A 26,672-nucleotide genomic window follows, 5' to 3' on the forward strand; every position below is an offset into this window, starting at 1 on the left:
CTGAGGGATGGAGGAATGACGATGCCGCGAGCATGGCCCAAAATTTTGTACGGCGGCGATTACAATCCGGAGCAATGGCCGAGAGAAATATGGGAAGAGGATATGCGCCTATTCAAACTTGCGGGCATAGATATCGCCACGATCAATGTGTTTTCATGGGCGCTGAATCAACCAAACGAATCGACCTATTCTTTTGAATGGCTGGATGACGTCATGGATCTGCTTCATGCCAGCGGGATGTACGCTTGCCTTGCTACGGGCACGGCCGCCCATCCTGCATGGATGGCCCGCCAATACCCCGACGTACGGACAGTGACTGCGGACGGACGGAAAATGAAATACGGCCGCAGGCACAATTCATGCCCGAACAGCCCTGCGTATCGGAAATATTCCCAGGCGATGGCTGCAAAGCTGGCGGAACGCTATCAAAACCATCCAGCGCTGCTGCTGTGGCATGTGAACAATGAATACGGATGGCGGTGTTACTGCGATAACTGCGAATCCGCCTTCCGGGAATGGCTCAAGGCGCGGTACAGCACCCTTGAGGAGCTGAACAGGGCTTGGTATACCTCCTTTTGGAGCCATACGTTCTACGACTGGGATGAAATTGTGCTGCCTAACCTGCTCAGCGAACATTTGAATCGAAGCCAACCGGATCAAACGGCATTTCAAGGCATATCGCTCGATTACGACCGGTTTAACTCCGACAGCATATTGGACTGTTATAAGCTTGAGCGGGATGCGATCAAGGCAGTTATTCCAGATGCCGTCGTTACGACCAATTTCCAGAGCAATGGAACGTATAAGCCGCTGGATTATTTCAAATGGGCCAAAGAGCTGGATATCATCGCATTGGACAGCTACCCCGCCAATGATATGCCGATGAGCCAAATTGCGATGCGCCACGATCTGATGCGCGGTTTGAAGCAGGGGCAGCCGTATCTATTGATGGAGCAGAGTCCAAGTCAGCTGAATTGGAAACCCGTCAATCCGTTGAAGCGGCCGGGTGTGATGCGCTTATGGAGCTACCAGGCTGTAGCCCGCGGGGCAGAAAGCGTGATGTTCTTCCAGCTGCGGCGCTCCCGCGGAGCGTTTGAGAAGTTTCATGGCGCGGTCATTGATCATGCAGGCCACGAGCACACGCGTGTATTCCGTGAATGCGCGGAACTCGGAAAGGAATTACAGATGCTGGGGGACACGCTGCTTGGGGCGGAGACGGAATCGCGGGTCGCCATCTTGTTTGATTGGGATAACTGGTGGGCGCTGGAGCATTCCAGCGGACCCACCCAGCAATTGAAATACTTGCCGCAAATCCAAAAGTACTATGACGCTTTCTATCATCGCAATGTCCCGGTGGATATGATCGGAATCGAGGAGGACCTTGGCAAGTACGATATCGTCATCGCACCTGTACTCTATATGGTGAAGGGTGGGGTTGCCGAGAAGCTGGAAACCTACGTGGCGGGCGGAGGAACGTTCGTCACTACATTTTTTAGCGGCATCGTCAATGAAAGCGATCTGGTTACCTTAGGCGGTTATCCGGGCGAGCTGCGAAAACTGCTTGGCATCTGGGTAGAGGAAATCGACGCATTATTCCCGGGGCAGTTCAACAGCATGCAGCTGCGGCCAAGCGCCGCCGGCTTCGAAGGTTGTTATGCCTGCGGCATGCTGTGCGAGCTCCTTCACCCGGAAACGGCGGAGGTAGCCGCCACGTATGGAAGTGATTTCTATCAAGGCATGCCGGCATTGACGCGGAATGCATTCGGCAGGGGAGAAGCCTGGTATATCGCATCGGATCCGGAGGATGATTTCCTGGCGGCATTTTTCGGGCAATTGTCCGAAAGAAAAAACATTGTACCCGTTTTGGAGACGCCGCCAGGGGTTGAGGCAGCCGCTCGCGTAAAGAATGGGGAGCGGTATACATTTCTGTTAAATCATAACGAGACATCGTCGACGATACATTTGGGGCAGGAACAACGACTTGACTTGTTAACAGGAAGGCATGTCACCGGCGATTTGATGCTGCCTGCCCATGGCGTGTCTATCTTGAAGCAAATACCATGATGCGTATAAGGAGTGGAGCGCGTTGTCGAAAGATCGCAGCATGACAATGTGGTATCGAAAGCCGGCCAAGGAGTGGGTAGAAGCCCTTCCCGTAGGTAACGGCCGTTTGGGCGGAATGGTGTTCGGAAGCACGGAGCAGGAGCGCATTCAGTTGAATGAAGATACGCTCTGGTCGGGGCATCCTTATGACCCTGTGAATTATGCGGCTTTAACCCATCTGGAAAAAGTCCGTCAGCTCAACTTCGAAGGGCGTTATACCGAGGCGCAGGAACAAATCGAAGAGCATATGCTGGGTCCTTGGTCGGAATCCTACCAAGCGATGGGAGACCTGTATCTTCGAATGGGGCACGAGGGATCCGTTACGGATTACCGCCGGGAACTGAACTTGCAGCAGGCCGTATGCCGTACATCCTACGTCATAAACGGCGTTCGGTATACCCGTGATGTGTTCGTCTCGGCGGCGGATCAGGTGATGGTCATCCATCTGTCTGCAAACCAGCCGGGTACAATATCTGTAGAGGCATCACTGGACAGCCTGCTGGAGCATCAGGTTCAGCAGGCTGTACCCGATTGTCTTGTTCTTCAGGGGCGCAGTCCAAGTCATGTGGAGCCGCTGCATGCGAAATCGGCCGATCCCGTGGTCTATGAAGAAGGGAAAGGCATGCGGTTTGAAATTCGGCTGCTTGCCATGGCGGATCAGGGCTGCGTGGAACAGGGCGACCATGGCTTGAAAGTGGAGCGCGCAAACGCAGTGACGTTTCTGCTAACGGCAGCAACGAGCTACAACGGCTTTGACCGGGACCCGTTTCTGGACGGCAGCAATCCAACCCTGCGCTGCGCGGAATGGCTGAGCAAGGCATCCGCCTATTCCTTTCAGCAGCTGCTCCAGCGACATGAATCCGATTACAGGGAGCTGTTCGATCGGGTTGAACTGGTCCTCAGCGTGCCCGGATTAACGGATCTCCCTACCGATGAACGGATCCAGGCGCTGCGCGACGGACGTGAGGATGCACAGTTAGCTGTGCTGTTCTTCCAGTTTGGGCGCTACCTGCTGATCTCGAGCTCAAGACCGGGAACGCAGCCTGCCAACCTTCAAGGGATATGGAATGACAGGACGAGGCCGCCGTGGACCGGCAATTATACGGTGAATATAAACCTGCAAATGAACTACTGGCTTGCCGAGAGCTGTAATTTGGCGGAATGTCATACGCCTCTCTTTGACTTGCTGGATGACCTGCGCGTGACGGGACGTGAAACGGCAAGGGTCTATTACGGTGCGAGCGGCTGGGTGTGCCATCACGCCGTTGATCTGTGGAGGCTGTCAACGCCCTCAGGCGGTCCCTCCAAAGGCCCGGCCAGCTGGGCTTTCTGGCCGATGGCAGGACCGTGGCTGTGCCAGCACGTATGGGAGCATTACCGATTTGGATGCGATAGGGCATTCCTGAAAGATAAGGCTTACCCCATCATGAAGGAAGCGGCGCTCTTCCTGTTGGATTGGCTGGTAAAGGACCCGGAGGGTTATTTGGTGACGAATCCATCCACATCGCCTGAGAATACGTTTATCGGACCCGATGGAAAAAAGTCCGCCGTCAGCATCGCTTCCACCCTGGACAATTCGCTCATATGGGAGCTGTTCACCAACTGCGCAGAGGCGTCAGCTCTTCTTGAGACCGATAATGAGTTCAGGCAAAAGCTTCTTTCCGCCAGAGACCGGCTGCGCCCGCTCCGGATTGGCCGGTATGGACAGCTTCAGGAATGGTTTGAGGATTTCGAGGAGGCGGAACCTGGACACCGCCATACGGTGCATTTATACGCGCTGCATCCCGGAGACCAAATTGATTCCATGGTTACGCCTGAATTGGCTGAAGCTTGCCGGGTCACATTGGAGCGGCGGCACCAGCATGAAAAGGAGGATGCCATCGGTTGGTGCTTTGCGTGGCGAATCAACCAATTTGCGAGGCTGGGTGATGCGGACATGGCCTATCATTACTTAATCAAGCTATTAAAAAATCCGTTCCCCAACCTGTTCAACGCGCACCGTCATCCGAAGCTATCGTTTTACCCGCTGACGGTAGAAGCGAATTTCGGGGCAACGGCGGGAATTGCGGAGCTGCTGCTGCAGAGCCAGGCGGGAGAACTGCGGCTTCTGCCGGCGCTGCCGAAGGAATGGGCAGAGGGGAGCGTTCGGGGATTGCGCGCGAGGGGCGGTTTTACGGTAGACCTGACATGGAAGGAAGGCAAACTGACCGAAGCACGCATTCACTCGTTGAATGGTCAATACTGCCGGCTGTGCTCGCAGCAGCCTGTCCATATATCCGCTGGCGCCGAAAGGATCCAGGCAGAAAGGATTGAACCCGGCGTTTATGGTTTCCGGACCGGCACGAATCAATCTTTTACGGTTACGATGGCCGAATCCTGAGGTATGTTTTGCCTTTCGGCGGAATGGTTAGACTCTTTATAGACGGGCCGCGGCCGCTTCATCGGCATCAACAGCACCCGGAGATGAAGGCAATGACTACTACGCAGAAAGAAGGGCTTTTCAATGAACGAATCTCTCAAATCCGTAACCGACTGGCTGAACGCGCATAAACAGCAGACCGTTATGATCCGCAAACAGGAGCTTGAGGACACCGACCAAACACGAATCACGCTGGAGGATGTGGAATACAAGCCGAGCACACCGACGATTGACGAATATACCGAAGGGGATTCGCTGATCCTGCACGGCAGCGGAGCTGTGGTGAACGAGCAGGGAGATATCCCGCTTCCGCAGAGCACATACCAAATTTACGTTGACGGATTGAAGCACGCGGATGTGCAGGAGCAGCAGCTTTCCATGGAAACGGAACGGGCAAAATATGAAATTTTCATACAATCTTGAAAAATTTCAATAAGTATCTTTGCATATTCCAATAAATGTGGTAAAGTAAAAACTGACCTTATGACTGAAATTGAAAATTGGTCAGTTTTTGCTGATACGCGTTTAGATGGGAGGAGAACATCATAGGATCGGTCGACCGGAAGAAACAGGTGCTGGGCGCGGCTGCCCAGTCCTTTTCCTTGTTCGGGTACAAGGCGACGACGATGGAGCAGGTAGCGAAGATCGCTAATGTGGGAAAAGGAACGATTTATACGTTTTTTGATACGAAGGAACAGCTGTTTGACGAAATTCTGCACGGCGTCATCTCCGAAATGAAGACGATCATTGAGCGGGAAGTGGATCACCGGAAGCCGTTTTTCGACAACCTGTTCCGGGTTCTGGACTCCCTTCTGGAGTTCCGGGGGGAGCATGAGCTGCTGATCAAGCTCTCACAGGAGGTCAGAGACTTCGGGACGCCACAGTCCCAAGAGGCGATGAGCCGGGTGGAGGGTGTCATCCTCGGCTATATGGAGAAGGAAGTCCGGTTCGCGGTGGAGCAGCACGAAATCCGTGAATGCGATCCCTCCGTCGTCGCTTTCCTCATGTTGAAAATGTATGTCGCCTTGACGTCCGAATGGAACAAACAGCATCAAGCAACGTTAACGAAGGCGGAAATCAGACAGCACTTCCGGCTATTTCTGGAAGAAGGGCTGTCTGTGAAATAACCGGGCATGCGTTATATCCCTTTATAAGAGCAGGGACCGCTGAGGCCTTTATCAGGCGCCACGGCGAAGTACCCGAGTACGTCTCGGAGCAATGGCCCCACGTTGTGGGGTCCTTTTGTCCGGAGTATTTCCGTATGCGCAAAACTGACCAATTGAAGAAATCAGTCAATGATACTCGGGAGTGTCTGAGTCATACTAAATAACGTAAAGGGGGAAGCCCGGGAACATGAAATCAATAGCCGTGTTTTTTAAAGATTTGGCGGCGGCCGTAAAAAATCCGAAAGTGCTCATTCCGGTCATTGCCGTCATGTTTATTCCGATTTTGTACAGCGGCGTATATCTGGCGGCCTTTTGGGACCCCTACGGTCATCTGGACCAACTGCCGGTAGCGGTGGTCAACAAGGATAAGGGCGCCGAATTCAAAGGCAAGCAGCTCCACATCGGAGACGATTTGGTGGACGAACTGAAGAAAGGCAAGGACTTTGACTGGGAATTCGTCAGTGAAAAAGAAGCTGAGCAGGGAATCAAGGATAACCGATATTATATGAAAATTACGATCCCCGAGGATTTTTCCAGCAAAGCGACGACGCTGATGGATGAAAATCCGCAGCCGGCCAGCATCGAATACGAGCCGAACGGAGACTACAACTTTGTGGCCTCCCAGATCGGCAATACGGCCGTAAAAGATATCAAGTCAAAAGTATCCGCGAAGGTAACGGAATCGTATACCGACAGCCTGCTGGACAATTTTACGGAGGTATCGGACGGTTTGGCCGAAGCTGGTGAAGGCGCGGGCAAGCTGCACAACGGCACCAATGATCTGGATGAAGGAGCCGTCAAGCTGAAGGAAAACCTCGGCAAGCTGGCCGCAGGCACCCTGGAAGCGAAGGACGGCATGGGTCCGCTGGCCAAAGGGGCAAGCGACCTGACCAAAGGTGTTGGCGACCTGGAAGGCGGCGCCAAGCAGCTTGCCGGCGGGCTCAGCCAGCTGAGCAGCGCGCAGGGTCAGCTGACCGCAGGGGCCGTGTCGGCCCAGAAGGGCGGCGAGCAGCTATATCAAGGGCTGCAGTCCTTGCTCAAGGGCGCCCAAGACCTGAATGCCGGTCTGAAGAGCGCCGATGAGGGCGCAGCTGGCCTGGAATCCGGCCTGAAGGCGTCGGAGAAGGGAAGCGCCGATCTGGCGAGCGGCCTTGAATCTTCCGCAGGCAGCGCTCAGAAGGTCGCCGACGGCGCCAAAGGCGTGGCCGACGGCCTGCAGCAGCTGGCCAAAGCGAGCCCTGAGCTCGCGGCAAACCCTGAGCTGCAGAAGCTGATCGCAGCCAGCCAGGCGGTAGCCGACGGCAGCGCCCAGCTCGCGCAGGGTCAGCAGCAGTTGCTCAGCGGGGCGAACTCGCTGCATGACGGCCAGAAGAAGCTGGCCAGCGGCGCGGCCCAGCTGCATGCGGGCACGCAGCAGCTCACCGCAGGCAGCGGACAGCTCGCAGCCGGCCAGCAGCAGCTCGTGGCCGGCGCATCCAAGCTGAATGCCGGCCAGCAGCAGCTTACGGCCGGCCTGCAAACGTTCGGCCAGAAGCTGTCCGAAGCGGCCGGCGGCAGCCAGAGCCTGGTGGGCGGCGCCCAGCAGCTCCTGGCAGGATCCAGCCAGCTGCAGGGCGGCGTGAACAAGCTGGCCAGCGGGCTCGGAACACTTGCCGACGGTTCGCAGCAGCTGAACAACGGCGCAGGTGACCTGAAGAGCGGCATCAGCAAGCTGGAGGACGGTTCGAAGGAGCTGCAGACGAAGCTGACAGACGCGGCGGATAAAACCTCCGAGCTTAAGAAGACCGATGCGCTTGTGGAAATGTTCGCTTCCCCGGTTGATACGAAGGAAATCGATGACCGCAAGGTGCCGAACTACGGCACAGGCCTGACGCCGTACTTCATGTCGCTCGGCCTGTTCGTCGGAGCGCTCATTTCGACGCTGGTCATTTCGCTCAAAGGAACGACGGTTCCTGGCGCTTCCGGCTTCAGCCGGTTTGTCAGCCGCTCGCTGTCCTTTGCGGGCATGAGCTTGTTCCAGTCCGTGGTCGCGGCAGCGATCATTTTGTACGGACTGGGGCTGGAGGTTCGAAGCGTACCACTCTTCTTCCTCTTCTCCTTTATTACGAGCTTGACGTTTATGTTTATCGTGCAGGCGTTCGTCACCTGGCTGGATATGCCGGGACGCTTCCTGATCATCATCCTGCTGATTCTGCAGCTGGCAACCAGCGCCGGAACGTTCCCGCTGGAGCTGATTCCGGATTGGCTGAAGCCGCTGAATCCTTGGCTTCCGATGTCCCACAGCGTGCTCGGATACAAGGCGATTATCGCCAGCGGAGATTTCGATCTGGTGTGGAAGCAGGCAGGCATACTGGGGATTGACGCCGTGATTTTCCTTGCTTTGACCCTTGTCTACTTCCTGATCAAGGGCCGCAAGGCGAAGGAAGTTCCAGCAAAGCCGCAAACGGCTTAATTGCACTCGCGATAACAATCCATTCACAGGGGCTCCGGTTCTTCCCATCGAAGGACCGGAGCTCCTTTTCGCCTTATCACGCATAAGATGATACGGGTAGATTTCGGACATTGACGATATTGGGTATAATAAGAAGATACAGACAGGAATGAGGGTAGATAAAAAGATGATAATTTTGAAGACAAAAGACCAGATCAAGTACATGAAAGAAGCGGGCGAAATTTTGGCTGCCTGCCACCGTGAGATCCGCAAGATGATCGCTCCCGGCATCACCACTATAGAGATTGACCGTTTCGCAGAACAATTCATCCGCAAGCATGGGGCTACACCCGAGCAGAAAGGATACAACGGTTTTCCTTATGCGACCTGCACTTCGGTAAACGACGTGATCTGCCACGGTTTTCCGGGCAAAACGGTGCTGAAGGACGGGGATATCATTACCGTGGATATGGTGGTCAACCTGAAAGGCTGGCTGGCCGACTCTGCATGGTCCTATCCGGTCGGAAACATTTCCGAGCAGGCGCAGCGCCTGCTGGACGTGACGCATGAATCCCTGTACAAAGGAATCGAGAAGGCAGTCATCGGCAACCGGATCGGCGACATTTCGCATGCGATCCAGGTTTATGCCGAAGGTGAAGGCTTCTCGGTCGTACGCGATTTCATCGGCCACGGCATCGGGGAGGAAATGCACGAAGCGCCGCAGGTTCCCCACTACGGACCGGCGAATGTGGGTCCACGGCTGAAGGAGGGCATGGTGATTACGATCGAGCCGATGCTGAATACCGGCACTTACCGGAGCAAGATGGACAGCGACGGCTGGACCGCCAGAACGCTGGACGGCGGACTGTCGGCCCAGTACGAGCACACCCTCGCGATCACGGCGAACGGTCCGGAAATTTTGACGGCACAGTAATCGAACTCCCTAGACGGCCTTCAGAAATACAAAAAGAGAAGCATCCTTGTGGTGCTTCTCTTTTTTCATGTGGAGCGCAAGCTATCTCAAATACACCGCAACGCAGATGATGATGGCCAGGACCACGGTCACCACGTACATGGAAGTCAGCTTGGACAGATTCTTCTTCGTACGATGCTCGTATTCCGGGTTACGCTTCTTATTTTCTGCGGAAAAACCGACCCAGAACGTCCCGACAGCAGCCAGCAGGGCGATGCCGATTACGACGATGTAAATCCACATATACAATCACCTTCCTTGATCCTTGGCTGTGCATGACAGGAACGCATTCTTTGCTTCATCATACCATGCACCGGTGGATCAGTGAACCCTTTGCTTGTACTTTCCGGAGTTCACCATCGTAATGGTGACGTCCACGTTTTTCAGCATATCCTCGGTCAAAATAAAATCGGACTGCTTGCTGAGCTCCCTCCATTTGCCAGGGTATTTCCGGTACAGCTTGTCCTCCAGCATGAGCACGTCGGATTTCAGGGCAACGCCTTTTTTATAGCTCTCGATGACTTCCTTCTTGACCAGTTCAGCGGCCATTTTCTCCAGCGTCGACTCCGGTGTATCCTTGATGAGCAGATCTATATAGGATTTAAGCCCGATTCGGATATTGAAATGTATTTTGTCGTTCTCCAATTTGGGTTCGACAACAAAATGCGGCTTCATCAGAATCAGGCCGGCCACGGGGGTTTCGCCGACTGGGATGTTGATGGGTGTCTGTTCAAGCTGCTGCTGAATCCAGCGGGTTCCCCTCAGGTCATCCTCCGATAGCCATCCGCGGAGCTCCCGGTTGTCAAAGAAATAAGCTCCGCTCACCCGGAGCATCGGGTGGTCTTTTTTATCTTCATACCAGTCCTTAATGTCGATCGTCAACGATGGAAGAATTGCTGTCCCGCTTGGTTCTCTCAGCTGGGCCAAAATTTTGAACTCGTAAATGGGCAGGATGAACGAACGCTGCGTATAAATCTGCTGCGGTGATTCCAATACGCTTTCCAGTGGAGAAAAATTCAGGATGGACTTCTCCGTCAAAATGTCTTGAACCGGTTCTTTCGTCCCGTACAGCAGCACGTTATAGCGGATCTCCCGGAACCGGTTCAGCATGTCAAACACTTGGTTCATGCCATGCTTGAGCAGCCGCTCGGAACAAACGACCGCTTTCATATGGCCCCAAAATACACGGCGCTGGGCCGTCGAGTAGATGGACGTCAGCGATTCGGTCACGGTCTTCCCTTCTCCCGTACCGATCCAGATCGGCACGACTTTACCGACCTGGGCATTTTGGGATTGAGCAACATTCGAGAAGTTCAGCACCTGAATGTAGCTTTTATATTTTCCATCCTCATAATCAAGTCCGATCGCCGTCACATAGGCCATATTCTGAATATCCTTGGAGTTCCAGCATCCCGGCAGGAGAAGCAGCAGCGCACAGCACACGATGGATAGCACCGTTCTTTTCATGTCGGAGATTCCCCTTGATGATCCGGATCCTGCGGATTTAGGAAGGAGGTGCGGCTTTTGACTTTATCCCACGGCAGACGGATGACCGAGTTGATAAAATCCTTGAACCGGAAAGGCGAAACCGGCGCAAGATAGGACTCTCCGAACGTCCGGAGGCGGGATACGTAGATCAGCAGCAGGATCAAGCCGAGAATGAGACCATACATGCCCAGAAACGAGGCGATCAGGAACAAGGTGAACCGGATAACACTGATGACCGAGGTTAAGCTTTGGTTGACCAGGGTCGCGCCAGTGACGGTCGTAATGGCGCCTACGACGACCGATGACGGAGAGACCAGCCCGGCACGGATGGCGGCGTCGCCGATGATGAGACCGCCAATGACGGTCAGGGTCTGGCCGATCGTGGTGGGCAGCCGGATGCCGGCCTCGCGGAAGATCTCAAACAGCAGGAGCAGCAGAAACAGCTCCATCTGAGCGGAAAAGGGCAGGCCCAGACGGGTCACTGAAATGGTCGCCAACATCCGGTATGGGAGCTGGTCCTGGTGAAATGCGGTCAAGGCCACCCAGAATCCCGGCAGAGCCACGGACAAGACGAGACTGAGCACGCGAATCAGCCGCACGAAGGAGACATAAATGTAGTTAAAGTGGATGTCTTCCGGCGACTTCATGAGCAGGGACAGTGAGCCAGGACCAGTAAGCACCATCGGATTGCCGTCTATGATGATGACGAATCTCCCGTTGATCAACGAGCTGACCGCGTAATCCGGCCGACCCGTAAAATCGATCAGCGGCAGCAGGGAATACTTCGAGTCGGACAACAATTCCTCCAACTGGCTCGCCGTATACAGTCCGTCCATGTCGATTTTGGACATCCGCTTTTTGACTTCCTCCAAGAGCTTCGGTGAGATGATGTCATCAATGTAAAGAAGCGATACGCGCGTCCGTGTTCGTCTGCCCATAATAAACGTCTCATTGCAGAGTGTTGTGCTGCGGAGCCGCTTGCGGATAAGCGCGACGTTTGTGCTGATATCTTCGGTGAAACCGTCTTTCGGGCCTTTGACAGAAATTTCAGTGGTAGACTCTTCCGGTGTCCGCTTGGGCATGTTGCTGATGTCCATCGTATACAGCTCGTTGGTATGCGGGAGGAACAGGACGACACTCCCCTGAAAGACCGCTTCTTCCACCGCGCTGCTGGGCGCGTTGTGCTTTAGCACGCTCAGCGGAAGTTTGCCTGCAAGCAGTTCGCCTTTTTTGGATGGAAGGCCGTCCCTCTCATACATGTCGTAGAGCTCCGGCAGAATGATTTTGCCGATCTGCGACGACTCGCACAGACCATCAGCAAAGACCAATACGATTTCCGAATAAGGATTGGATTTGCTGAGCCGATGCATTTGGACTTTAATATCTGCACTTTTCGCAAACAAATCGTTCAGCTTACTGAAATTCCAAAGCGTCGGATCCTCCGAGGGGTTGTCATCCTTTTGGTCTTTTTGGGACTTGTTATCATCCGACCTGCCGTTTTCTGAAGTTTCGTTATCGGTATTTTCTTTTCTACTTTTACCTTTGCCGTGCTTTGCATCTTCATCGTTTCTTTTTTCCTTGTCATGCTCGGACCTGCTGTTGTCCCCGTTGTCATCTTCGGTGTCGTCCAGCGGTGCGTCATTTTCCTGGCCTGACTCTTCTGAAGACGGATCTTCCGATGAATGGTCGCGCCGTTTACCTGGATCCCCGCTTTTTTCGTGATCCTGGTCACGTTTATCACCATGCGGATGACCTTCTGATTTCTGGTCCTCCGCTGGTTCATTGCTCCCTTGGGGCAAGTTATGTTTATTTTCAGTATCCGTCATGTCGTACGTTCCCTCCTTTTCTCCGGAATGAAGGACATGCCAACACACAGCAGGGAATACGCGATTCCCAAGATCAGCGATGCCGGAAAATAAATCCGGTACATCATGTTGTAAAAGTCCTGCTGGCTGTACGGAAACATGCACAGCACGATGTAACTGAACGTAAGGGCGAGGATAAATCGGCTCCGCATCGTTTGACTGGAGAAAGGCATAATATCCGCAAGCAAAAACAAGGATAGGCTGACCCGTACGGTTGACCCGGCAAGCCACTGATACACCGATAAAAAGTCCACATGCTCCACATAATCGCCGATTTTGACAAGCCGCCACTGCTCATAAGGGGAAGTAACCTGCTTGGCCGCTTCAAACGGCCCGAATTCGGTGATGGCTCCGATTACGGGTCCCAGCGTAATCCATACCATCAGCAGCGCAAACACGACCATATGCCAAGGCTTCACATGAGAACGGATCCGGTGCTGCATCGTCACGATAACGATGAGTTCGATGAACGCACCTCCCGCATACAGCATGCCATGAACAGGCGGCACCCAGCCATGCTCCATCAGGGGGAACAGCAATTTGTAATTTTTGTGCGCCGTATTGGCAACCGAGACGAAAATACCCAGGAAGACGACGATAGGCAGCAGGACGCCAGCTCCAATGGCCATGGAGCGCAGCCCGGTTTTTGCCATGTACAGGCAAACAAGCGCCAGTACGGTAACGAGCACCAGCTTCGGCGTGGCCGGCAGGTAATTGGTGATCGTCCAGGTGGAGGTATGAAGAAGCGTAAGGCCACCTATTAAGTACAAATACAGGCATATCGGGGCCATGAGGACCCAGGAAATCCATGGTTTGGTCCGATCGGCAAGCCACGGCTGCAGCTTACGGTTTCCGGATCTCTTCATGAACAAGACGAGCAGCAGCGACCAGGGTACGTAAAAGACCGCCGCCATGATGACGGAAACCCAGGCATCTCTGCCGGACGCGTCCAGGATCATGGGGTTGACGACGACGTGACTGGCCAGCCCGTTCATCAGCATAAGAATCATGCAGACTTGGGAAAAACTCATTCGATTGACAGAACCCATCGCGCTTATCACTCTATTCCGGTTAGGCTTTGGTTAAGATTATGGATAGTATGGTAAAGAACGGTGGATTTTATGTATTTACATAGATTGAATAAAAGTTTTGCAAGGAACTTCCTGCTATATCGGTCCAACAAAGGTCTATAACTTTCTTGAGTTCATTATTATGTACGTAGATATTTTCAAAATAACTAGATGGATAGGAGGAACAACACTGCGTTTATATAAAAAAAAGACCGTGCCAATACCGGCACGGCCTGCTCCTATTATATTATTCCTTCCGCAGCAGCGCTTCGCCTGCAATGCCTGGATTGGTCATTTGGTAAGGATCGAGGATGATGTTCAGCTCTTCTTCCGTCAGCACGTTGTACAGCAGGCACAGCTCCCGAACCGACTTGCCGGTCGTGATCGCTTCGCGCGCGATGCGGGAGACGACTTCGTAGCCAAGGTGCGGATTCAGCGCCGTAATGATGCCGACGCTGTTCTCGACATATTCCCTGCATCGCTCCACATTAGCCTGAATGCCCTCGACGCAGTGCTCGCGGAACACCCGGAAGCCCTGATTCATAATTTCCAGCGATTGCAGCAGGTTGTAGACGAGAACCGGCTCCATGACGTTCAGCTCCAGCTGGCCGGCTTCGGATGCCAGGCAGATCGTATGGTCGTTACCGATCACTTGGAACGCGATTTGGTTGATAACCTCGCACATGACCGGATTGACCTTCCCCGGCATAATGGAGGAACCCGGCTGGCGTGAAGGGAGAGAAAGTTCCCCAAGTCCTGCCCGTGGGCCCGAAGCCATCAGCCGGATATCGTTGGCAACTTTGGACATGTTCATCATGCAAATTTTTAAAGCGGCGGACACCTCGGTGTAGGCGTCGGTATTCTGGGTGGCATCGACAAGATGATCCGCTGCCTGCACCGGAAAACCGCTGAGCTCTGCCAGAATTTCGGCCACGCGCTTGATGTAGGTCAAATCGGCATTGAGGCCTGTACCGACCGCCGTTGCGCCCATGTTAATATGCAGCAGGTTGTTCTTGGTGGCTTTGACCCGCTCAATGTCACGGCCCAGCACGCGGGCGTATGCCTGGAATTCCTGCCCTAGACGGATCGGAACGGCGTCCTGCAGATGGGTTCTGCCCATCTTGATCACCGCGTCAAACTCGTTGGCTTTATCGACGAAGGCCTGGTGCAGATCGGTCATGGTGGCCACGAGCTTGTCAATCATGGTCAGTGTCGCCAGATGGACGGCGGTCGGGAACGAATCATTGGTCGATTGCGCCATGTTGACATGGTTGTTCGGGCTGATATCGGCGTAGCTGCCTTTTTCCTTGCCGATCAATTCCAGAGCCCGGTTCGCAATCACTTCGTTCGTATTCATATTTATCGATGTACCGGCGCCGCCCTGGATCGGATCCACGATAAATTGGTCGAGCCACTCACCGCCAATGATCTCATCTGCGGCTTGTACAATGGCCTCACCTTTGGCTGGAAGCAGCCGTTTGATTTCCATATTGGCCAATGCTGAAGCCTTTTTGACCATGGCCATCGACCGGATCAGTTCAGGATGCAGACGCTGTCCGGTAATCGGAAAGTTCTCCTTTGCGCGCAGAGTTTGAATGCCGTAGTATGCATGGTTGGGAACTTCTTTGGTGCCTAGAAAATCTTTTTCCAATCTCATGAAAATCAATCCTCCGGGTATCTGTACTGGATAAGTCAAAGAGCCGCATGTAAACGCTGTGATTTGTCGGACTCGCTATCATTATACGCTGGTTGTCTTAAAATTTGCTAGTTTATTGTCAACGAGGGGTGTAAAGATCATTCATTTGTCCACTGAAAACGGACGATACGGACCTGGGGGACGGTGAATGAAATGTACTTCTACACACATACGTTTGAACTTTGTATTGGTGGCAAGGCTTCCATAGAAGGAGCTTTTACACTTCGCACAGCTTGGCATAAAAAAGAGGAGGCGTTACATGTTCATAATCTGGCAGTCGGCGGTTGTAGCGCTGGCAGGAATCCTGCTGCTTCGGATCAGCGGCCGCAAGTCGATTTCCCGGATGACGGTTGGGAACTGGAAAAGATTTTGAAGGCTAATTTCCCGCAGATGCATGTTCCCAAGTCTCCGGAGGAGAGAAACATTTTCAGAGAAGTCATTGACAATGCCGACCAACCGATCGTTCAGGACCGTCTTCATTAACATACCCGGAGGATGGCCGTTTATGATTCGTCACATCGAAGAATTGGCGAACAAGCCAAAAAAAAGCCTGGATATGCGAGAAAGCATAACCAGGCTTCTCTATTTAAGCGCTGAATCGGTTAAACGGAATGCGGAACCTTCACGTCAGGATTTACGTCGGCTTCATAATCGACGCCATCCGTCTCAAAGCCGAACAGTTGGAAGAATTCGCGGCGGTACCCATGAAGATCGGTCAGATCATAGATGTTGTCCGATGTGATGCTGTTCCAGATGTCGGCGACTTCAGCCTGCACATCTTCGCGGAGCTCCCAGTCGTCGATGCGGATTCTGCCGACATCATCCACAGGCGTTTCGCCGCCGGTATACAGCCGGTCGGTAAACAGGCGGTACGTCTGCTCGATGCATCCTTCGTGGATGCCTTTTTCTTTCATGACCTTGTACAATGCGGAGATGTACAGCGGCACGACCGGGATCGCCGAACTGGATTGGGTCACCAGCCCTTTGCTGACAACGACATAAGCGCGTCCGTTTTTGGCCGCCAGCTGGTCGTTCAGCTTCAGCGCAGTGGCTTCCAGGTGATCCTTGGCCTTGCCGATGGAGCCTTCCCGGTACACGGCTTGGGTGATGTCCGATCCGATGTAGGAGAAGGAAATGGTGGCGGCTCCGTCGGCCAGCACGCCGCCCTGCTCCAGCGCATCGATCCACAGCTGCCAGTCGTCCCCGCCCATGACCGCAACCGTACCGCGGACTTCTTCTTCCGTAGCGGGCTCAATGGTCACTTCGCTGATTTCGCCGGTGTGGAAGTTGACGGTTTTATTCGTATAGGGCTTACCCAGCGGTTTAAGGGTGGAATTGTACACTTCGCCGGTGACCGGATCGGTTCTCCGGGCGGATGCCACACTGTACACCACCAGGTCGACCTGACCGAGTTCGGAACGGATCAATTCCACCGTTTTCTCCTTCGTTTCAGTCGAGAAGGCGTCCCCTGTCACGCTGAAAGATTTTAGCCCGGCTGCTTCAGCTGCTTGTTCAAACGCGGCGGAATTGTACCATCCGGCGGAGGCTGTCCGTTTCTCGGAACCGCTGCTTGGGCGGTATACGCCTACGGTATTCGCTCCTGCCCCGAATGCAGCTGTGATGCGTGCCGCCAAGCCATAGCCGGTCGACGCGCCGATCACGAGCACGTTTTTCGGCCCTTGGACGGCCGGCTTGGATTTGACGTAATCGATTTGGGCCTGGACCTGCGCAGCGCATCCTACAGGATGTGCCGTCGTGCAGATAAAGCCCCGGGTTCTTGGTTTGATGATCATGTGAATGATTATCCTCTCTTTTTAAAGTAAAGTATCGTTTGTTTGGAGTCAGGTTTATGTATCCCATACGGGCAGCCATGAGGAAACTCCTTTAATGATATTACATCTAAAAACCGAAAAACAAGGGTTTAAGCGGTGAATGGTAGAAGCGGAGAGATTTCGGGATGTCCAGCCATTTGACAATGAGAATCATTATCGATTAAGATGGATACAGTCCGGAAATCACGGAGCCGACATAAGGCGATGATTCCGCAGGAATACAGCAATCATATCCATGGACGGGAGGAACCACCTATGTTTATTCAATTGAGAACGATGGCTGTGCAAAAAGGGTACAGCGAACAGGTTGCCGCCAGATTCACCAAGGATGGCCCGATGGACGAGATGAACGGATTGATTGACAGAACGGTCATGGTCAATACCCGTGGAAGAGAGCAGGACGAAGTCGTCGTCATGATCCGCTGGGAGTCCCAGGAAGATTGGAAAAATTGGGAGAAAAGCGACGCGCATCTTCAAGGTCATCGCGACAAGAAGGGGCAGGAGCCGCCAGCCTATATGATCAGCACAACCGTAAAAATGTATGAAGTGCAGGCTGTGAAGCCGGGCAAGGCTTCTTCCAGCACCAATTAACATCGGGAAACAAGAAATAACCGCCTCTAAGGGCGGTTTATTTGTGGCCTTCACGATTATTCTGGGGCGTCTTCTCCGGCCGGCTCTGCAGTTGCTGCACGGTTTCTGCGCCCGTAAATTCGGTACAGTACAATCCCGAACAGCGTTCCCGCCAGCGACATGCCGGAAATCGTCAGAAACAGTGTCCTCCCGCCGAATGCCTCATACAGCGCACCGCCTGCAAAGGAAGCGATAATGCCGGAAACCCCGAAGAACAGCAGCGCCAGCACCGTCTGCCCGGTTGCCCGCCATTCGACCGGAACGATGCGGTACAGGTACTGAATGGCGGCGGAATAAAACACCGGAAAGGTGAGCAGCTGCAGTAACTGCAAATAGGCGAGGAGATGCGGATCTTCAATCCAGGCCGATGCGAAAAAGCGTATAAAATAAAAAAATCCCGAAAAGGCGATCAGCATCAGCTCGCTGCCTTTGCGAAGCCACCAGAAGCTCAAGGCGAACACGACGATTTCGCTTCCCGCTGCCAGAAACCAGGCTTGTCCCACAAGGCTGGCCGTCCCGCCCAACTCCTTGATGTATACCCCTAAATAAGTATCGTTCATCCGCGCGGGGATCGAACTGATAAAGACCAGGATGAGAAAGAGCAGAGTTTCTTTACTGCTGAGAAAATGCTTCAGGCTGGAAAGGGTGACCGGTTTGCCCGACACCGGAGCGTCCGGCATGAACAGCGTAATGACAAAGCTGACCAGACCAATGGCCACAAACAAATACGCCAGGCTGTGTGCGCCGTATGAAGTCATGAAATAACCTGCGAATAATGACATCACTGCATAGCCAAGCGCCCCGTAGGTTCGAAGCGAGCCGTAGCTGATCCCCGCCGATTCGGCGACGCGGAAGTTCAAGCTCTCCGTCAGCGGATCGACCGGCATTAGAAAAAAGTAGGTGAGCATGGCAAACAGGATGATCAGGCTGTACGTGCCGGTATGGTACAGGACAAAGCCGGTCATGATGGCGCAAACAAGAAGGAGCAGCAGCACTTTCCGGATCGTTTTGGTCCGGTCGCTGATCATCCCCCACAGCGGCTGGGCCACAATCGTGATAAATCCTCCCGTACCGACGATGAAGCCGATCTGGGAAGGCGATAGTCCCTGCTCATCAAAATATACGGGAAGAAACGGAATGAAAATGGCCAGCAGGGCGAAAAACAGAAAATTAAACGCTTTAACTGAAGCGGAAGTTCTCATGGGTACAATAGATCCCTCACGTCATTTTGGAAATAGGTTGAATCGCGTTAGGACATTGTATCATGAATCTATCATTTTCTAAATCACCGATTTGTCACGGAAGATGCGGACGTAGTATGGTAGACTAGAGTTACAGACTTCAACAACAGCGGGGGAAATGATGATTAAATTGGTATCTTGGAACGTGAACGGGCTCAGGGCCTGTGTCAATAAAGGTTTTATAGAATATGTAAAGCAAGTGGATGCGGACATCTTCTGCGTGCAGGAGACGAAGCTCCAGGAAGGGCAGATCTGCCTGGACGGCATGGGCGAGTATTACCAATACTGGAACTACGCCGAGAAGAAAGGCTATTCCGGTACCGCCGTCTTTACTAAGCAGAAGCCGTTGTCCGTGTACTCCGGACTGGAAGAGGACGGGGAGCCGGAAGGGAGAATCCTTACGCTCGAGTACGAAGGGTTTTACTTGGTCAACGTGTATACGCCCAACGCGCGCCGCGATCTGTCGAGACTGGACCTCCGGCTGGAATGGGAGGACCGGTTCAGAAGCTACATTCAGCAGCTGGATGCGCGGAAGCCTGTCATCATTTGCGGGGATCTAAACGTCGCCCATCAGGAAATCGACCTGAAGAATCCGAAGTCGAACCGTGAAAACTCGGGTTTTACTCCTCAGGAACGCGGCAAAATGACAGAACTGCTGAATACGGGGCTGATCGATACGTTCAGACATTTTTACCCGGAGCAGGAAGGCGCGTATACCTGGTGGTCCTACATGCCCAAAATCCGTGAGCGGAACGTGGGATGGCGGATCGACTATTTTCTCGTATCGGAACGGCTTGCCCCGTCCCTGATTGACGCCCAGATCGATCATCTGATCCTGGGGAGCGATCATTGTCCGGTCAAGCTGCTGATGGACGAAACGAAGCTGTAAACGGTGGATCTTGTCCTTGTAATCCGTCATCCCTTGGCTCACTGCGGCAATAAACATCGTCAGACATTGCAGTGGTGAGTGAGGGGCATGATCCCATTTTTTAATACCACCCACAAAGATGGGGTGTTGACAATCCGGTAAACCGTATGCTACTTTATTTCTATAAATTTAGAAATACGAAATCAGGAAGGAGGAGCAGGATATGAACGAAGATGTGGAGTCCAAGCAAGCCGTAAAAATATACAAGGCACTGGGCGAACCGACACGTTTGAAAGTGGCAATGATCCTTTCCCGGGAAGGTGAAGCCTGCTGTTCCACGCTTGGGAGCAAGCTGGAATCCGTAGCGGACTCCACGCTGTCCCATCATCTGAAGCAGCTGGCAGAGAGCGGTCTGCTGGATTCCCGTAAGGAAGGCACCTTTATTTTCTACTGCCTGAACCGTGAGGTAGCGCAGAAATATGCGCCATTTCTGTTGAACTAATTTTTTTTGTCCTTTATTTCTATGATTGTAGAAATACGAAAATATTATTTAAAGGAGTTTGATTGCATTTATGACCAGCACCTGGAAGATTTACATTTTGGCCATTATCAGCTTTTTGGTGGGTACCTCGGAATACATCGTTTCCGGTATTTTGGATAAAATTGCGGATTCGATGGGCATTACAGTCGTTGCCGCGGGCCAGCTGATTACCGTGTTCTCACTGACATACGCGATCGCTACGCCTGTTCTCATGGCCATGACGGCAAAGTGGGACCGCCGCAGGCTGATGATCACGGCCCTTGGCATTTTCGTTGTCGCCAACATCTTGTCGTTCGTGCTGCCCGGATATGAACTGCTGCTGGCGTCACGTATACTGATGGCGCTTGGTGCGGGGATGGTCGTCGTCACGGCGCTTAGCATCGCCGCCAAAATTGCGCCTGAAGGTAAACAGGCTGGCTCTTTGGCCACCGTCATCATGGGCTTTACAGCTTCGCTCATCATCGGTGTGCCGCTCGGAAGAATGGTCGCGGCTGCTTTTGGCTGGAAAGCGGTATTTATCGGGATTGCTCTGCTCGGCATTGTCGCGATGCTCATCATTTCGGTGACCATCCCGCGGATTCAGGGAGACGCGCATGTGCCCCTTCGGCAGCAGTTTTCCCTTCTGAAAAATCCGAGAGTTGCGCTGGGCCTGTCTATCAGTTTCTTTTGGCTGGGCGGCTATTCGGTGGCTTACACGTATTTGTCCCCTTATTTGCTTCAAATATCCGGATTGCAGGAGAGCCTGCTGAGCACGGCCTTGTTAGCTTTTGGCATCGCCAGCCTGGTCGGCTCAAAGCTGGGGGGGTTCAGTGCCGATAAGAAAGGGGTGACCTTCACCCTTCTGAGCGGGATGACCCTTCACGTGATCGCCCTTATTTTGCTCAGTTTGGCTGGCCACTCGGCGTTCGCCGTGTTCGCCATCCTGATCTTGTGGTCATTCGCCGCATGGTCGACAGGACCGGCACAGCAGTACAATCTGGTCACGATCAAGCCGGAATCCTCCGGTGTCATGCTGGGGCTCAACCAATCGATGATGCAGCTGTCCATGGCGGCCGGCGCCGGCATCGGCGGCGTGGTCGTTTCGGGCGTCTCGCTGTCGGCGGTTACATGGATCGGGGCCGTGGGCGTTGTCATCGCGATGCTGGCGCTGCTCGGCTTGAATCAGCTGTCCGCACGGCGAAAGGTTGCGGCGGCGGAATAAAGGAACGGGTCTTCCACTCGCATGGAGCAGAAAAACTACGTTTATATCTAAAAAAAGAAAGCGGCCAGTCCTCTTTAGGGACTGACCGCTTTTGTTATTTTAAACCCACTTGCCTGCGCGGAACACCGGCTCGACGGTGCCGTCCGGCAGTTCACCGTCAATGTCCAATTGGTCCGAACCGATCATGAAATCGACGTGCGTCAGGCTGACGTTGCCGCCTTTGGCGAGTAGCTCCTCTTTGCTCAGCTTGGTTCCGCCCTCGATATTGACCGGATAGCAGCTTCCAAGCGCGAAATGGCAGGAAGCATTTTCGTCCACGCCCGTATTGTAGAAGACACGGTTCATGAGCGAAATCGGGGAGTCATGAGGCACAAGCGCCATCTCGCCGAGGTAGGACGCGCCTTCATCCGTTTCCAGCAGCGATGTCAGGTGCTCGCGGCCCGATACGGCGTCGTACTCCGTCACTTTTCCGTCTTTGAAGGTTAACTTGATGCCTTCTACCAGCCGGCCGTTCAGGTTAAGCGGAAGCGTGCTGGACACCGTGCCGTTGACTCCAGTCCGCAGCGGCATCGTGTAGATTTCCTCCGTCGGCATGTTCGCCACAAAATACACGCCGTCCTCCTTCAAATCCCCGCCGCCGAGCCACAAATGCCCTTCCGGCATCTCGACCCGCAGGTCGGTGCCTGGCGCACGGTAGTGCAGGCTCTTATACCGCTTGTCGTTCATGTATTGCTGCCGTTTTTTCAGCTCGTCGATATGATCCCGCCAAGCCGCGACGGGATCCCCGCTGTCGACGCGGTTCATGCGGAATACGGCTTCCCACATAGCCGGGACACGTTCTTCTTCCGGCAAATCGGCATAAACCTTGTTCGCCCAGGCGCGGGTCGGCGCCTTGATCAGCGACCAGCTGACCTTGTTGCTGCGTACGTAGGCCTGATACTTCTCGCGGGCTACCGCCGCCGCTTTCACGGCCGTCGATACTTTGGCGGAATCGATGCCGCGGAACAGCTCAGGGTCGGGCACCTTGATGTGTAGTACCGCGCCGCCGCCTTCGGCGAGCTGCTCCATCATGTCGGCCTGCCACTTCGGATAATAAGCGAACGAATCGTCAGGCGCTTGTTCATACCGGATGCGGGTCACCTTCTCGTCGTCCCAATCGACCTGAACGTATTTGGCGCCAGCCTCATAGGCTTTGGACACAATCTGCCGCGTAAAATCTACGGTTTCAAGCGGGGATTGCACAAGCAGCACCTGGCCGGGCTGGATGTTCACCCCGACCTTGATGACCAGTTCGGCGTATTTCTCCAGCATTTGTTCAAAATGATCCATGATTCAAGTTCCTCCATCGTATGTGAAATGGCATTCCTGCCGAGAAAAGAATATCTGTCTACCAGTGTATCTCTATCCATTTCCATGATGCAAGCTTATCGGGGCTTCCCGTCTTTTTCGAAAAACTTTTTTGCATGCCTACCGGAGTTTAGGTTTTTTTAAGTTTCGGCTGATATCGTGTTTGTCATATGAAGGAAGGGAGAATGGACATGAACAAAGCGGTAAAAAACGTGCTGATCATTTGCGGATGCGTCATTGTGATCGGCGCGGGGGGGACCTATTTTTATCAAAAAAACGCCAGCGCGACGAAAACGGAAACGGCGACCATTACATATGCCGTCGAGAGGGGCGACTTGTCCAAAACGGTAACGTCCTCCGGCAATGTGGAAGCACCCGAATCGGTGAACCTGAGCTTCAGCGGAAACTCCAAAGTGACCAAGGTCAACGTAAGCGTCGGGGAAGCGGTGAAAAAGGGGCAGCTGCTTGCAGCGATGGATGCAACGGCGCTGCAAAACGACCTGCTGTCAGCCCAGGCGAAGTATGACAGTGCAGTGGCGAAGCTGGACAGCATCCAGGCTGGAACGGACTCGGCTACCTTAAGCGAACAAAAAGCCCAGGTGTCCAAGGCGCAGTCCGACCTGGAGAACGCCAAGACGGCGCTTACGAACGCAAAAAAGGCGGCCAATGCATCGTACCTGCAGGCACAGGTGGACAAGGCCAAGGCTGCCGTCATCAGCACGCAGGCCAAGCTGGACGAAGCGAAGAAGGGGACAGACCCGTCCCAGATTTTATTCGCTCAAGTCGCGGCGGATAATGCCCAGAATGCTTATAAACAAGCGGTATCGCAGCAGAGCAATCTGGATCAGCTGAAAGAAGCGGTTACCAACGCCGAATCGCAGGTGGATAGCGCGTCCCGCGCCTATGATCAGGCGGTTTCGCAGTTGGCCAAGCTGCAGGGAGGGCCGGCTGAAAGCGACGTGGCCAGTGCCAAAGCCGACGTGGCCATGGCACTCGCTGCCTTGAACGACGCCAAGGCCAACGCAGCCGGGGCCAAAATTTATGCGCCGTATGACGGGATCATTTCCGCCGTGAACGCCAAGGTTGGGGAGACGGTTGCCGGCGACGCTGCTTCGGCCATCTCTATGTACTCAACCGGCGGAAGCTTCCGGATTTCGGCTTCCATCGACGATACCGATATCACCGATGTGAAGGTCGGCCAGGACGTAAATATAACATTTGACGCGCTCACGGGCGTAACGCTGAAAGGCAAAGTCGTGTCCAAGGCGGTGCTCGGGGAAGCGCAGACCAGCGGCGTCGTGACGTTCCCGGTCGGCATTGAAATCACAGCGGGCCAAGATAACGCAGACAAGCTGATTCCGGGTATCAGCGCGACGATTGCCATTATTACCGATGGTAAGAAGGATGTATTGAAAGTTCCTGATGCGGCGATCAAGTCGTTTGGCGGACGGAAAATCGTCATGGTCGACAAAGGCGGCAAAGAGGAGCAGGTGGAAATTACGACCGGCCTTGATGACGGGGCTAATTCCGAAGTGCTAACCGGATTGTCCGAGGGCGACAAGGTAACCATTACGATGACGACGACAAAGACGAGCACCGGAACGAGCCAGGGAACTATGGGTGGCTTTGGCGGCATGGGCGGTATGGGCGGCTTCGGAGGCATGAACGGAGGCGGCGAGATGCGGCAGTTCAACCGTAGCGGCAGGACCGGAAGTACTGGAGGAACCGGCGAGGGCGGTGCACGCAGCGGCGGAATGGGAGGTGGCGGACAGTGATCACCTTTGATCAAGTAAAGAAGGTCTATGCTTCGGGCGAGAATGAGGTCCAGGCGCTGAAGGGCGTCACCCTTCAAATCGATGAGCGCGAGTTTGTCTCCATTATGGGACCGTCTGGTTCAGGAAAATCGACCATGATGAATGTGATCGGCTGTCTGGATAAACCGACTTCCGGCAAGTACATGCTGGATGGCATCGACATCGGCTCAGCATCGGCCAAGCAACTGTCGGAGGTGCGCAACCGCAAGATCGGTTTTGTCTTTCAAAACTTTAACCTGCTCAAGCGAACCTCTGCCATTGAAAACGTCGAGCTTCCGATGCTGTATGCGGGCAAAAACAAAAAGGAGCGGCGGGAGAAGGCCGAGTACTGCCTTGAGCTGGTCGGCCTGAAAACCCGGATGCATCACAAGCCGAATGAGCTCTCCGGGGGACAGCAGCAGCGGGTGGCTATTGCTCGCGCCTTGAGCAACGACCCCGCCATTATTTTGGCGGACGAGCCGACGGGCAACCTGGATACGGCATCATCCGAGGAAATCATGGGCATATTCCGGAGACTGAACGAAAAGGGGCATACGATCGTCATCGTCACCCACGAACCGGACATCGCCGCCCATACGAAACGGGTCATTTGGTTTCGCGATGGCCTGATCGAGACGGACCGGCTGAATACGGAGCGTGAGCGGGTATGAATGTGGGGGAACTGCTGCGCATATCAATCCGAAGCTTACGGTCCAACATGCTGCGCTCCTTCCTGACGATGCTTGGAATCATCATCGGCGTGGCGACCGTCATTGCCATGATTTCCATCGGCCAGGGGACGAGCAAGCAGGTGACGAGCCAAATCCAGAGCCTGGGTTCCAATCTGATCACGGTTACCGCAGGCTCGGGGTCGTCAACCGGCACAGCGGCAGGAGGCAGCCAAGGCGGAAGCACGGGCACGCTGAACATCTCAGACGTTGACCCGATCTCGAAGATCGATACCGTGAAGTACGTCGCGCCGGTCTCGCAGGTGAGCGCGCAGCTGTTGAACGGATCGAACACGGCCTCCGCCACGATCATCGGCTCGACGCCGGGCTATGCCGACATCAAATCGTGGGAGACGGACATCGGTCGTTTCTTTACGGAAGATGAAGTCAATGACAGGGCAAAGGTCGTAGTCCTTGGCGCAACGACGGCGGAAACGCTATTTGGTGAAGCGGGCTTCGATGCGGTCGGCAGCATGATCAAAATCAACAACATCCCGTTTCGGGTCATCGGTGTGCTCAAAGCCAAGGGTTCATCGGGAACGGTTGACCAGGACGACACCGTCATTGCGCCGATCACGACGATTCAGTCCCGGTTTCAGACCGGGAGCTCCCGGAGCAGTGTCCGGCAAATTTTGGTCGAAGCCAAATCTACCGACGTGATCAACAGCACCATGGCGCTGATCCAGTATACGATACGCCAAAGCCATAAACTTGGCGGGGCCGACGATGATTTCAGGGTTCAAAGCCAGGAGGATGTCATGTCCTCCGCCGAAAGTGTCACCAAAACGCTGACCCTCTTTCTGGGCGGCGTGGCGGCGATATCCCTGCTCGTCGGCGGAATCGGCATCATGAACATCATGCTGGTGTCCGTTACCGAACGGACGCGGGAGATCGGTATCCGGAAGGCGATCGGGGCCAAGGAAGGGACGATTCTATCGCAGTTTCTGTTTGAATCCGTCACCTTGGCTATCCTGGGCGGTGTGATCGGCGTCATCCTTGGCTTCGGCGGCTCCAAGTTCGTCGGCAAGCTGATGGACGTGACCACGGCGGTGTCCATGAACTCCGTGCTGCTTGCCGTCGGGTTCTCGGCCTGCATCGGCATCGTTTTCGGCGTATTCCCGGCCAGACAGGCCGCGAAGCTGGATCCGATCGAGGCGCTGCGGTACGAATAGGCCGCCATTTTTGACGGACGGATTTATGTGAATCGGATATCAACCGACTCAAGAACATTACATCTTGGGTAGAAAAAAGGGCATTTCACCGAATGATGTTCGGCGGAA

The 26,672-nt window shown here is 54.1% G+C and carries 21 protein-coding genes; 13 read left to right on the plus strand and 8 right to left on the minus strand.

The annotated features are described in order from the left end of the window. Positions 1-21: 21 nt before the first annotated feature. From ABIE48_RS10515 to map, 6 genes are all read left to right on the plus strand, one after another. On the plus strand, positions 22-2,064 hold the full coding sequence (locus tag ABIE48_RS10515; RefSeq protein ID WP_145021312.1) for a beta-galactosidase: 2,043 nt from the start codon (positions 22-24) through the stop codon (positions 2,062-2,064). Positions 2,065-2,086: 22 nt separating this feature from the next. Next, positions 2,087-4,483, plus strand: coding sequence for a glycoside hydrolase family 95 protein (locus ABIE48_RS10520; protein ID WP_354518836.1), 2,397 nt, complete (start codon positions 2,087-2,089; stop codon positions 4,481-4,483). A gap of 123 nt (positions 4,484-4,606) precedes the next feature. After that, entirely contained in the window at positions 4,607-4,945 is a 339-nt protein-coding gene (ymzB, locus tag ABIE48_RS10525) for a protein YmzB (RefSeq protein ID WP_145021307.1), read from the plus strand. 122 nt (positions 4,946-5,067) lie between these two features. Continuing rightward, positions 5,068-5,649, plus strand: a complete 582-nt coding sequence (locus ABIE48_RS10530) for a TetR/AcrR family transcriptional regulator (RefSeq protein WP_076167551.1) — start codon at positions 5,068-5,070, stop codon at positions 5,647-5,649. Between the two features lie 226 nt (positions 5,650-5,875). Further along, positions 5,876-8,140 (plus strand): YhgE/Pip family protein, encoded by a 2,265-nt coding sequence (locus ABIE48_RS10535; RefSeq protein WP_192714606.1) that lies wholly within the window; start codon positions 5,876-5,878, stop codon positions 8,138-8,140. Between the two features lie 166 nt (positions 8,141-8,306). Next, the gene (gene map / locus ABIE48_RS10540) at positions 8,307-9,053 is read left to right on the plus strand and encodes a type I methionyl aminopeptidase (protein ID WP_076169476.1); all 747 of its coding nucleotides are present in this window, start codon (positions 8,307-8,309) and stop codon (positions 9,051-9,053) included. An 81-nt stretch (positions 9,054-9,134) separates the two neighbouring features. On the opposite strand, the gene ABIE48_RS10545 is transcribed toward map, so the two are convergent. The 6 genes from ABIE48_RS10545 to fabV form a co-directional block, all read right to left on the minus strand. After that, positions 9,135-9,335: a hypothetical protein gene (locus ABIE48_RS10545; protein WP_089546697.1), complete on the minus strand. Its 201-nt coding sequence runs from the start codon at positions 9,333-9,335 to the stop codon at positions 9,135-9,137. A 78-nt stretch (positions 9,336-9,413) separates the two neighbouring features. Then, entirely contained in the window at positions 9,414-10,559 is a 1,146-nt protein-coding gene (locus ABIE48_RS10550) for a Ger(x)C family spore germination protein (protein ID WP_145021299.1), read from the minus strand. After that, entirely contained in the window at positions 10,556-12,406 is a 1,851-nt protein-coding gene (locus ABIE48_RS10555; RefSeq protein ID WP_192714605.1) for a spore germination protein, read from the minus strand. Before ABIE48_RS10555 ends, ABIE48_RS10550 begins: the two co-directional genes overlap by 4 nt. Next, complete coding sequence (locus ABIE48_RS10560; RefSeq protein ID WP_260869211.1) at positions 12,403-13,476, minus strand: spore germination protein; 1,074 nt, start codon at positions 13,474-13,476, stop codon at positions 12,403-12,405. Before ABIE48_RS10560 ends, ABIE48_RS10555 begins: the two co-directional genes overlap by 4 nt. 286 nt (positions 13,477-13,762) lie before the next feature. Further along, positions 13,763-15,172 carry an aspartate ammonia-lyase gene (gene aspA / locus ABIE48_RS10565; RefSeq protein ID WP_192714604.1) on the minus strand — a complete coding sequence of 470 codons (1,410 nt, stop codon included), beginning with the start codon at positions 15,170-15,172 and terminating at the stop codon, positions 13,763-13,765. A gap of 641 nt (positions 15,173-15,813) precedes the next feature. Continuing rightward, a complete protein-coding gene (gene fabV, locus ABIE48_RS10570) occupies positions 15,814-17,004 on the minus strand; it encodes an enoyl-ACP reductase FabV (protein WP_145021288.1) in 1,191 nt (396 codons plus the stop codon). 294 nt (positions 17,005-17,298) lie between these two features. Between fabV and ABIE48_RS10575 the strand changes: the two genes are divergently transcribed. Next, on the plus strand, positions 17,299-17,634 hold the full coding sequence (locus tag ABIE48_RS10575) for an antibiotic biosynthesis monooxygenase (RefSeq protein WP_076167530.1): 336 nt from the start codon (positions 17,299-17,301) through the stop codon (positions 17,632-17,634). 56 nt (positions 17,635-17,690) lie between these two features. Here the strand turns inward: ABIE48_RS10575 and ABIE48_RS10580 are convergent, their stop codons facing one another. Beyond that, positions 17,691-18,875, minus strand: a complete 1,185-nt coding sequence (locus ABIE48_RS10580) for an MFS transporter (protein WP_145021286.1) — start codon at positions 18,873-18,875, stop codon at positions 17,691-17,693. 163 nt (positions 18,876-19,038) lie between these two features. Here ABIE48_RS10580 and ABIE48_RS10585 point away from each other — a divergent pair, with 163 nt between their 5' ends. The 3 genes from ABIE48_RS10585 (at position 19,039) to ABIE48_RS10595 (ending at position 21,524) form a co-directional block, all read left to right on the plus strand. After that, positions 19,039-19,803, plus strand: coding sequence for an exodeoxyribonuclease III (locus ABIE48_RS10585; protein ID WP_192715317.1), 765 nt, complete (start codon positions 19,039-19,041; stop codon positions 19,801-19,803). 202 nt (positions 19,804-20,005) lie between these two features. Beyond that, entirely contained in the window at positions 20,006-20,284 is a 279-nt protein-coding gene (locus ABIE48_RS10590) for an ArsR/SmtB family transcription factor (protein ID WP_105443464.1), read from the plus strand. 70 nt (positions 20,285-20,354) lie between these two features. Beyond that, positions 20,355-21,524: an MFS transporter gene (locus ABIE48_RS10595; protein ID WP_192714602.1), complete on the plus strand. Its 1,170-nt coding sequence runs from the start codon at positions 20,355-20,357 to the stop codon at positions 21,522-21,524. Positions 21,525-21,623: 99 nt separating this feature from the next. Here ABIE48_RS10595 and ABIE48_RS10600 read toward each other — a convergent pair whose 3' ends face one another. Then, on the minus strand, positions 21,624-22,853 hold the full coding sequence (locus tag ABIE48_RS10600) for an aminopeptidase (protein WP_192714601.1): 1,230 nt from the start codon (positions 22,851-22,853) through the stop codon (positions 21,624-21,626). Between the two features lie 209 nt (positions 22,854-23,062). Here ABIE48_RS10600 and ABIE48_RS10605 point away from each other — a divergent pair, with 209 nt between their 5' ends. The 3 genes from ABIE48_RS10605 to ABIE48_RS10615 are packed head-to-tail and all read left to right on the plus strand — an operon-like array spanning position 23,063 to position 26,564. Continuing rightward, on the plus strand, positions 23,063-24,646 hold the full coding sequence (locus ABIE48_RS10605; RefSeq protein WP_192714600.1) for an efflux RND transporter periplasmic adaptor subunit: 1,584 nt from the start codon (positions 23,063-23,065) through the stop codon (positions 24,644-24,646). Then, complete coding sequence (locus ABIE48_RS10610; protein ID WP_145021275.1) at positions 24,643-25,335, plus strand: ABC transporter ATP-binding protein; 693 nt, start codon at positions 24,643-24,645, stop codon at positions 25,333-25,335. Before ABIE48_RS10605 ends, ABIE48_RS10610 begins: the two co-directional genes overlap by 4 nt. Then, the gene (locus ABIE48_RS10615; protein WP_192714599.1) at positions 25,332-26,564 is read left to right on the plus strand and encodes an ABC transporter permease; all 1,233 of its coding nucleotides are present in this window, start codon (positions 25,332-25,334) and stop codon (positions 26,562-26,564) included. Before ABIE48_RS10610 ends, ABIE48_RS10615 begins: the two co-directional genes overlap by 4 nt. Positions 26,565-26,672: the final 108 nt, after the last annotated feature.

The organism is Paenibacillus sp. OAE614, from assembly GCF_040546645.1.
In the GTDB taxonomy this organism is placed as follows: Bacteria; Bacillota; Bacilli; order Paenibacillales; family Paenibacillaceae; genus Paenibacillus_AQ; species Paenibacillus_AQ favisporus.